Annotated in this window: 8 protein-coding genes; 5 read left to right on the forward strand and 3 right to left on the reverse strand. The window is 64.8% G+C overall.

Annotation, left to right across the window (positions count from 1 at the left end):
- Nucleotides 1–100 precede the first annotated feature (100 nt).
- Both D3242_RS18150 and tlpA read right to left on the reverse strand, forming a co-directional pair.
- Nucleotides 101–1,453: an extracellular solute-binding protein gene (locus tag D3242_RS18150; protein ID WP_019861399.1), complete on the reverse strand. Its 1,353-nt coding sequence runs from the start codon at nt 1,451–1,453 to the stop codon at nt 101–103.
- Between the two features lie 397 nt (nt 1,454–1,850).
- A complete protein-coding gene (gene tlpA / locus D3242_RS18155) occupies nt 1,851–2,528 on the reverse strand; it encodes a thiol:disulfide interchange protein TlpA (RefSeq protein ID WP_019861400.1) in 678 nt (225 codons plus the stop codon).
- 37 nt (nt 2,529–2,565) lie between these two features.
- On the opposite strand from tlpA, the gene argH reads away from it, so the two are divergent.
- The 3 genes from argH (at nt 2,566) to lysA (ending at nt 5,602) form a co-directional block, all read left to right on the forward strand.
- Nucleotides 2,566–3,966 carry an argininosuccinate lyase gene (gene argH / locus D3242_RS18160; protein ID WP_064981004.1) on the forward strand — a complete coding sequence of 467 codons (1,401 nt, stop codon included), beginning with the start codon at nt 2,566–2,568 and terminating at the stop codon, nt 3,964–3,966.
- A gap of 93 nt (nt 3,967–4,059) precedes the next feature.
- A complete protein-coding gene (locus D3242_RS18165; protein WP_064981005.1) occupies nt 4,060–4,266 on the forward strand; it encodes a hypothetical protein in 207 nt (68 codons plus the stop codon).
- 67 nt (nt 4,267–4,333) lie between these two features.
- On the forward strand, nt 4,334–5,602 hold the full coding sequence (lysA, locus tag D3242_RS18170) for a diaminopimelate decarboxylase (protein WP_019861403.1): 1,269 nt from the start codon (nt 4,334–4,336) through the stop codon (nt 5,600–5,602).
- A gap of 18 nt (nt 5,603–5,620) precedes the next feature.
- On the opposite strand, the gene D3242_RS18175 is transcribed toward lysA, so the two are convergent.
- Nucleotides 5,621–5,923, reverse strand: a complete 303-nt coding sequence (locus tag D3242_RS18175; protein WP_019861405.1) for an ArsR/SmtB family transcription factor — start codon at nt 5,921–5,923, stop codon at nt 5,621–5,623.
- A gap of 50 nt (nt 5,924–5,973) precedes the next feature.
- Here D3242_RS18175 and D3242_RS18180 point away from each other — a divergent pair, with 50 nt between their 5' ends.
- Together D3242_RS18180 and D3242_RS18185 are read left to right on the forward strand one after the other, a co-directional pair.
- Nucleotides 5,974–6,915, forward strand: coding sequence for a threonine/serine dehydratase (locus D3242_RS18180; protein ID WP_064981006.1), 942 nt, complete (start codon nt 5,974–5,976; stop codon nt 6,913–6,915).
- Nucleotides 6,916–7,031: 116 nt separating this feature from the next.
- Nucleotides 7,032–9,638 carry a TIGR02302 family protein gene (locus tag D3242_RS18185; protein WP_064981007.1) on the forward strand — a complete coding sequence of 869 codons (2,607 nt, stop codon included), beginning with the start codon at nt 7,032–7,034 and terminating at the stop codon, nt 9,636–9,638.
- Nucleotides 9,639–9,662: the final 24 nt, after the last annotated feature.

A 9,662-nucleotide genomic window follows, 5' to 3' on the forward strand; every position in this document is an offset into this window, starting at 1 on the left:
GCCGATGCCGTTGAACCGTCAGCCCGCCTTCTCAGCGGGAGACTAAATATGAAATAGCCGCCCGTCGAATCCCGACGGGCGGCCGTTCCGCAATCGGAGATCAGGGCAGGGTCTTGCCCGGATAGGTCTGCTGGAAGCGGTCGAGGATGGCGTCGCCATTCTTGACCAGCGTGTCGAGGCCTTCCTGGACGCTGACCTTGTTGGCGAAGATCGCTTGCATCTGCGTGCCGAACTCGGCGCGGATCTGCGTGAAATTGCCCAGCCGGATGCCGCGGGTGACTTCGGTCGGCTCCGACGCGGTCAGGCTGGCGATGGCGACTTCACGGCCCTTGTAGGGCGCCTTGTCGTAGAAGCCCTGGCCCTTCATGTAGTCGAAGCCCGACTTCGTCACCGGGATGTAGCCGGTGTTGGTCGACCAGAACAGCGCGGTCTTGGGATCATGGATGAAATTCAGGAAGGCGGCAGCGCCCTTGTATTCGGCATCCGACTTGCCGGAGAGCACCCACAGCGAAGCGCCGCCGACCAGCGAATTCTTGCGCTCGGTGCCGGCATAGACCGGCAGTTCGGCGACATCCCACTTCATGCCTTCCTTCTGGGTCCTGCCGACCGTGCCGTGGTCGCCGACCGAGGTCAGGATGACCTGGCATGTACCCGAAGCGAAGGCCTGGACCATGTCTTGGCCGAGATCCTTGGACTTGATCTTGATCAGGCCGGCGTCATACCACTTCTTGAGGTCGGTGACGTATTGGACGAACTTGGTCTTGTTGACTTCGAGACGCGCGTCGAGACCGTCATAACCATTGTTCTTGGTGGCGATCGGCTGGTTGTGAAGCGCCGAGAACTGCTCCATCAGCTGCCAGCTTTCATTGGCCGAGATGTTGATCGCCATCGGGCACTCGTAGCCCGCGTCCTTCAACGCCTTGAGGTCGGTGCCGACATCTTCCCAAGTCTTGGGCGCTTCGGTCTTGCCGATCTTGGCGAAGGCGTCCTTGTTCCAGTACATCAGCGGGGTCGAGGAATTGAACGGGAAGGACAGCATCTCGCCCTTCGACGTGGCGTAGTAGCGCGCAATGCCGGGGAAATAGTCGGCGTAGTCGATCTTGTAGCCGTTTTCTTCCATCAGCTTGTCGGCGGGCTTGTAGGCGCCCGACAGCATCATGGTGGCGGTGCCGACATCGTAGACCTGGACGACGGCCGGCTGCTTGCCGGCGCGGAAGGCCGCGATGGTGTTCTGCAGCGTGGCGTCGTAATTGCCCTGGCTGGTGCAGACGACTTCATAGTCCTTCTGCGAGGCGTTGAAGTTCTTGCACAGCGTGTCGACGACACGGGCAAGGTCGCCCGACAGGCCGAACCAGAAGTCGAATTTTACCGGTTCTGCAGAAGCAGGCATCGCCAGCGCGGTGCTGAGCGCACCAGCGGCAAGGGCAGCAAAGCCCCGCTTGATCATGGTCATGGTTTTCCCTCTCGAGTGGCTGGTGACAAGGGTCTTGCGCAAGTCCTTGCCCGCTCTCTTAGAGAAGGTATGTGACAGTTCTGTTGTGGCTCCCCGGCCTTTACACAGCTGCCCGTTCCTCTCCCTCGGCGGCTTGGCCGGCATCGAAACGCACCGGCATTTTTGTAGCTAGGGCGACTGTCGACGAGGTAAAGACCACATCGGCCGTCATGATTATCCGGCTAAAGGGACGATGGAATGCAGATGCGGCAACGGCACGAATGCGCCGGGGCCTGGACAGCACGCGCCGAAGGCAGGGACACGATGGGCTGTTCTTCCGGCGGCGCTGCCGGATGGCAGGCACTCGTCGTGACAGTTCGCACGGCGCGACGACAAAACCGACGACGGCCAGCCTGCCTCAGCTGCCCAGCGCCGTCTCGACCAGCCGCCTGGCGTCAGGCCCCGACCATTCGGCCGGGCCGTTCATATGCGCGATCAGGCAGCCTTCGCCGTCGATCAGCATGGTGACGGGAAGGCCGAGCGCCAGGCCGCGCGCCTTGAGGTCGTTGAACAGCGCCACCGTCGAATCCCTGTAGTAGCCGAGCGCCTCGACGCCTGTTTCTTTGAGAAACTTCTTCGGCTTCACATCGTCGCCGGCATCGACATTGACGGCGACCACCTGAAAGCTGTCGCTGCCCTTCTCCTTCTGCAGCGCATCGAGCGCCGGCATTTCGGCGCGGCACGGCGCGCACCATGTCGCCCAGAGGTTGAGCAGCACCGTCTTGCCGGCATGATCGGCGATGGTCATCGGCTTGCCGTCGGGGCCATTGAAGGCAAGGCTTTTCATCGACTGCGGCGGATCGGCGGGCAACAGGGCGGCAACCTCGCCGGTGGCGGCAGCAGCGATCTTCTTGGCGCGGCCGCTCTTGGCGGCGCAGGCGACATCATCCTTGCTGCCGCCGACCGCTACCTGCGCCGGTGCATTGCCAGACCGGCTCTCGCTGACATATACCGCGACCGCGCCGGCCAGCGCTCCCGCCACCAAAGCGGCGAGGATCAGGCGCGGGGCCGGGAAAAATCTGTTTCCGTCTGCCATTTTCTCAAAACTGCTCCGAAGCACGGGTTTTATAGCGATGAGCGACAAGAAGACCAGCAACCAGATGTGGGGCGGACGATTTGCCTCGGGTCCGGCCGCGATCATGGAAGCGATCAACGCGTCGATCTCGTTCGACCGCAAACTCTACGCGCAGGACATACGCGGCTCGATCGCCCATAGCGAGATGCTGGCGCAAACGGGCATTATTTCGGCGGCCGATCAAGAAAAAATCGCTCACGGCCTGAACACGATCCTGAAAGAGATCGAGGCCGGCAGCTTCGAGTTTTCGACGAAGCTCGAAGACATCCACATGAATGTCGAGGCCCGCCTCGCCGACCTGATCGGCCCGGCCGCCGGCCGCCTGCACACCGCGCGCTCACGCAACGACCAGGTGGCTGTGGATCTGAGGCTCTGGGTCAAGGATGAGTGCTTCCGCGTCGCCGAGGCGCTGAAGGGCCTGATCACGGCGCTGCTGGCGCGGGCCGAGGAGCACGCGGCGACCGTGATGCCGGGCTTCACCCATATGCAGGCGGCGCAGCCGGTGACCTTCGGCCATCACTGCATGGCCTATGTCGAGATGTTTGCCCGCGACCTGTCGCGCGTGCGCAACGCGATCGAGCGCATGGACGAGAGCCCGCTCGGGGCCGCCGCCCTAGCCGGCACCAGCTTCCCCATCGACCGCCACCGGACCGCCAAGGCGCTCGGCTTCCGCGAACCGATGCGCAATTCGCTGGACAGTGTTTCCGATCGCGATTTCGCGCTGGACTTCCTCGCCATGGCGGCGATCTGCGCCACGCATCTGTCGCGGCTGGCCGAGGAGATCATCATCTGGTCGACGCCGCAATTCGGCTTCATCAGGCTGTCGGACTCGTTTTCCACCGGCTCCTCGATCATGCCGCAGAAGAAGAACCCCGACGCCGCCGAACTGGTGCGTGGCAAGACCGGCCGCGTCAACGGCCATCTGGTCGGCCTGCTGACGGTGATGAAGGGCATGCCTTTGACCTATGGCAAGGACATGCAGGAAGACAAGGAATCGGTGTTCGACGCCGCCGAGACGCTCGACCTGATGCTGGCTGCGATGACCGGCATGGTCTCGGACATGACGGTCAACGCGGCCGCGATGAAGAAGGCCGCCGGCTCCGGCCACGCGACCGCGACCGACCTCGCCGACTGGCTGGTGCGCACGCTCGGCCTGCCTTTCCGTGAGGCGCATCACGTCACCGGTCGTGCGGTGGCGCTGGCCGAGGAGAAGAAGGTAAGCCTGGAGAGGCTTTCGCTGGAGGACCTGCAGTCGATCAACCCCGGCATCACATCGGATATCTTCTCGGTGCTGGCGGTGCAGAATTCAGTCAAGAGTCGCACCAGCTTCGGCGGCACCGCGCCGTCGGAAGTGAGGAAGCAGATCCGCTATTGGAAAAAGCGGCTGGCCAAAGCCTGAAGCTGGATATTGCGACGGCAATATCCGGGGTGCAATGCGCCGAGAACTCGGCTAAAAGCGGCGGCTGACAAAACGTTTCGGACGGATGGATCGATGACCGGAAGCAGGATTTTGGCGACGCTGACGCTGCTGGCTGCGATGGCCGCCGTGACCGCCTGCGGCCGCAAGGCCGGTCTCGACACGCCCTATGAGGCGGCCGTGCAAGCGCGCAAGGATGCCGAAAAGGCCAAGCAGCCGTTGCCGCCGGAGCCGGAAAAACCGGTCAAGGACAAGAAGTTCATCCTCGACCCGCTGATCTAGAACCGATCAGACCGGGTTTGGCCTCCAAACCCGATCTTGTCGTGCTCCAACCTCCGGAATCACTCTCGTGAACCATTTCGACTACCGCGACGGCGTGCTGCATGCCGAGGACGTGGCAATCCCTGATATCGCCGCTCAGGTCGGCACACCGTTCTACTGCTATTCGACCGCCACGCTGACCAGGCACTACCGCGTCTTTGCCCAGGCTTTTGCCGGCCTCGACGCGCTGGTCTGCTACGCCATGAAGGCCAACTCCAACCAGGCCGTGCTGCGCACCCTGGCCAGGCTTGGCGCCGGCGCCGACGTTGTCTCGGAAGGCGAGTTGCGCCGGGCGCTGGCTGCCGGCATCCCGGCAAGCAAGATCCTGTTTTCCGGCGTCGGCAAGACCGCGCGCGAAATGGACCTTGCGCTCGAAGCCGGCATCCTTTGCTTCAACGTCGAATCCGAGCCTGAACTCGACCTGTTGTCGGCGCGCGCCACGGCACTCGGCAAGGTGGCGCCGGTCTCGCTGCGCATCAATCCCAATGTCGACGCCAAGACCCACAAGAAGATCTCCACCGGCAAGGCCGAGAACAAGTTCGGCATCGCCTGGCAGCGCGCGCGGCAGGTCTATGCCCGCGCGGCGACGCTTCCGGGTGTCAAGGTCACCGGCATCGACACCCATATCGGCAGTCAGATCACCGAGCTGCAGCCCTTCGACGACGCCTTCGCCCTGCTGGTCGATCTGGTCGGCGCGTTGCGCGCCGATGGCCACGCCATCGAGCATGTCGATCTCGGCGGCGGGCTGGGTATCCCCTACCGCGTCGACAACAACCCGCCGCCCCTGCCCGATGCCTATGCCCAGATCGTCAGGAAGCATGTCACCAAGCTCGGTTTGAAGGTGATGTTCGAGCCGGGACGGCTGATCGTCGGCAATGCCGGCATCCTCGTCTCGGAAGTGATCTTCGTGAAGGAAGGTGACGCCAAGAATTTCCTGATCGTCGACGCCGCTATGAACGATCTGATCCGGCCGACGCTCTACGACGCCTTCCACGACATCAGGCCGGTCGTGCAGCCGCCGGCCGACACGCCGCGCATGATGGTCGACGTGGTCGGCCAGGTCTGCGAGACCGGTGACTATCTCGGCCTCGACCGCGACTTGCCCAGGCTGAAGGCCGGCGATCTCATTGCCGTTTCCACCGCCGGTGCCTACGGCGCCGTGCAGGCAGGCACCTACAACACCCGCCTGCTGGTGCCGGAGGTGCTGGTCGACGGCGATCGTTTCCACATCGTGCGTCCGCGCCTGACCTATGACGATTTGATCGGGTTAGATTCGGTGCCTGGCTGGCTGGCATAGAAGCCACAGCCGGCAGCGCTACAGCCGGTTCTGCAGGAGCGTCCTTGTCTCGGCGATCCTGTCTTCGTCACGGCGGTAGAACGTCCATTGCCTGATGCGCTTGGGCCGCAGCAGGCCGGCCTGGGTGAGCACGCGCATATGCTCGGAGAGCGTCGCCTGCGTGATGCCGAGCTTCTCGGCGATCAGCAGCGCGCAAACGCCGTCCTCGACCAGATCGCCGTCGGCCTGGGCCGGGAAATGTGAGCGCGGATCCTTCAGCCAGTCGAGGATCTGCAGCCTGCGTTCGTTGGCGATCGCCTTGAAGACATCAACCTCTTGCATTTAGCTATTTTGCCAAGTTACTAATTGCTGTCAATCCCGAGGAGATCGTCATGGCGCAGGGCAACACCGTCACCCGCGAGCGCATTGCCGCGATGGAACCGCGCATCCGCCCCTATATCAGGCACACGCCGGTGCTGCGCGTCGACATGGCCGACTTCGACCGGCCGCCGCTGGCGGTCGACCTTAAGCTCGAATGCCTGCAGCATTCCGGCTCGTTCAAGGCGCGCGGCGCCTTCACCAATCTTTTGGAAAGGCCGGTTCCCAAGGCCGGTGTCGTCGCCGCATCGGGCGGCAACCATGGCGCCGCCGTCGCCTACGCCGCCATGCGTCTCGGCCACAAGGCGACCATCTTCGTTCCCGAAGTGAGCCCGCAGGCCAAGCTGGACCGCATTCGTTCCTATGGCGCCGACCTGGTGGTTGGTGGTGCCCGTTACGCCGAGGCGTTGGCCGCCAGCGAACGTTTCGCGCAGGAGACCGGCGCCTTGCAGATCCACGCCTTCAACCAGGAGGAAACGCTGGTAGGCCAGGGCACGCTTGGGCTTGAGATCGAGAACGACCTGCCCGAGATCGACACGCTGCTGGTCGCCGTCGGCGGTGGCGGCCTGATCGGCGGCATCGCCGCCTGGTATGCCGGCCGCATCCGCATCATCGCCATCGAGCCCGAGGGCGCGCCGACGCTTCATCGCGCCTTCGAGGCCGGCCATCCCGTCGACGCGCCGGCGGAAGGCATCGCCGCCGATTCGCTGGCGCCGAAACGCGTCGGCGAAATGATGTTCCCGATCGCCGAAGCCTTCGTCGAGCGCTCCATCCTGGTGAGTGATGACGACATCATCGCCGCGCAGAAGGCACTGTGGAACCGGGTGCGCATCATCTCCGAACCGGGTGGGGCTGCCGCCTTCGCCGCGATCCTGTCCGGCCGCTACACGCCGGCACCGGCCGAACGCGTCGCCGTGCTGGTCTGTGGCGCCAACGCAAACCCCGCCAATTTCTGATTGCAACCATTTCGGCGGGCTTCACGTTTTTTGAAAGCGCCTCGCCTTTGCCGTGTTTGCTGGTATTCTTCGAGTCGTGAGGATCGGGCTATCCTGCCTGATTCCAGGAAGGGCCGATGACGCAACGACCCACCTCTAGCGATCGCGGTCTCGCCGGGCGCCTTGCGCTCAGCCGGCTGGCGACGCGGGTCTCGATGATGGTCGAGCGCGGCTGGCCGCTGCTGCTGCCGCTGATCATTGTCGCCTGCCTGTTCCTGAGCATCTCCTGGTTCGGCGTTTTCTCCCAGCTGCCGGATGTCGCACGTATCGGCCTTGTCGCCGCATTCGGCCTGGCAGGGCTGGCGGCGCTCTATCCGCTGCGCTTTTTCCGCTTGCCTGGCGCCGCCGAGGTCGACCGCCGCATCGAGGCCGCCAACGAATTGCTGCACAGCCCCGTGCTGGTGCAGTCCGACCGGCCAAGCGGCCACGAAAGCAGCTTCTCGCAGGCGCTGTGGCGTGAACACCAGAAGCGCATGGCCGCCAGGCTCGACAGCCTTGGCGCCGACCTGCCGCGCACCCGGGTGCCGGAGCGCGATCCTTGGGGGCTGCGCGCCGTGGCGGCGCTGCTGCTCGTCACCGCCTTTGCCTTCTCCTTCGGGCCGACAGGCGGCAGGATAGAAGACGGCTTCAGCACCCACGGCGCGCACGATGCCGTGCCGCCACGCATCGATGCCTGGGTGACGCCGCCCGCCTATACCGGCAAGCCGCCGATCTTCCTGACGGCCGACGCCAACCAGGCAACGCCGACGTTTCATGTGCCTGAGGGCAGCGACGTCTCCTTGCGCGTCACCGGAGGCTCGGGCGAGGAAACGCTGGCCTATGCCGACAAGGATGGCAATGCGCGCACCATCGACCCTGCCGGACCACAGGCGGCCAGCGTCAAGCCAGCCGCTAGCCCGGCGGCGCCGGCCCCCGCATCCCCGTCCAAGGTGCGCCAGTTCACCGGCAAGCTGACCGGCGACGGCACGCTGACGCTGAAATCGGGCGAGGATCAGCTCGGCCGCTGGGCCTTCGCCGTGATCGCGGACAAACCGCCACAGATCCGCTTCGTCGGCGAGCCCAAGCGCGCCGCCAACGGCGCCTTCGAACTCAACTACCAGATCGACGACGATTATGGCGCCGCCACCGCCAAGGCGGTCTTCGCGCTGGCCGACCCGCAGGCGCCTGGCGCGCATCCGCTCTACGGCCCGCCCGAAATGCCGTTGGCGCTGCCGCGCCGCGGCGGCAAGTCCAATGCCGCCAAGACCACCAAGGACCTGACCGAGCATGTCTGGGCCGGCAGCAGCATCAAGCTGACGCTGGTCGCCACCGACGACGCCGGCCACACCGCGTCGAGCGAGACCAAGACGCTGGTGATGCCGGAGCGGCCTTTCGTCAACCCGCTGGCGCGGGCGGTGATCGAACAGCGCCGCCTGCTTGCGCTCGACGCCAATGCCAAGCCGCGCGTGCTCGACCTGATCGACGCCATCACGCTGCGGCCGGAAGACACGTTCGACAACATGTCCCACTACCTCGCCATCATGAGCGCGCGCAGCCGGCTGAAACTGGCCGGCAACGACGATCAGCTGCGCGGCGAGGTCGCCTATCTCTGGGAAATCGCGCTCGGCATCGAGGAGGGCAACCTCTCGGCGGCCGAGAAGCGGCTACGCCAGGCGCAGCAGGCGCTGCAGGACGCCATCAAGAACGGCGCCAGCGACCAGGAAATCGAGAAGGCGATGAAGGAACTGCGCGAGGCGATGAACCAGTTCCTGCAGGAATTCGCCGAACGCGCCAAGCAGAACCCGAATGCGCCGCAAATGCAGCAGAACGGCCAGGAACTGCGCCAGAGCGACATCGACCGGATGATGGACCAGATCGAGAATCTGGCGAAGTCGGGCGATCGCGACAAGGCGCAGCAATTGCTGTCGCAGTTGCAGGACATGATGAACAATCTCCAGGCAGGCCGTCAGCAACAGGGCGGCGAGCAGGACAGCCAGATGCGCCAGCAGATGGACAAGCTCGGCGAGATCCTGCGCCGCCAGCAGGAGATGATGAACGACACTTTCCGCATGGACCAGATGCAGCGCGGCGAGCGCCAGCGCGGACAGAACCGCGACGAGCAGCTCGGCCAGGGCGGTGGCGAGGACCAGGACAAGCCAGGCGTCGGCGAGGACCGCGATCCGCTCGCCAGGCAAAAGCCGATGACGCCGCAGGAATTCGCCGATGCGCTGAAGCAGCTGCAGGAAGGCCAGGGCCAGTTGAAGAACGACCTCGAGAAGCTGAAGAAGAGCCTCGAAGGCATGGGCATGGAGCCCAATGAAGGATTTGGCGAGGCCGGCAAGTCGATGGGCAGCGCCGAGCAGGCGCTTGGCGAGGGCCAGGGCGACGAGGCCGTCGGCCACCAGGGCCGGGCACTCGAGGCGCTGCGCAAGGGCGCCAAGGACATGATGAAGCAGATGCAGGCCATGCAGGGCGACCAGGGCGGCAGCCAGGAAGGCGGGCGTCAGCAGAATGCCGACCGCGACCCGCTCGGCCGGCCGCGCGCCAGCCAGGGTCCCGATTTCGGCGATTCGGTGAAAGTCCCCGACGAGATCGACGTCCAGCGCGCCCGCCAGATCCTGGAAGCGATCCGCAAACGGCTCGGCAACGCGCTCAGTCCCGATATCGAGCGCAGCTATCTCGAACGGTTGCTCGAGCTGAAATAGGGACCGCCCCCAGTACCCGCCCGC

It is taken from the genome of Mesorhizobium jarvisii (assembly GCF_003601985.1).
Taxonomy (GTDB): Bacteria; Pseudomonadota; Alphaproteobacteria; order Rhizobiales; family Rhizobiaceae; genus Mesorhizobium; species Mesorhizobium jarvisii.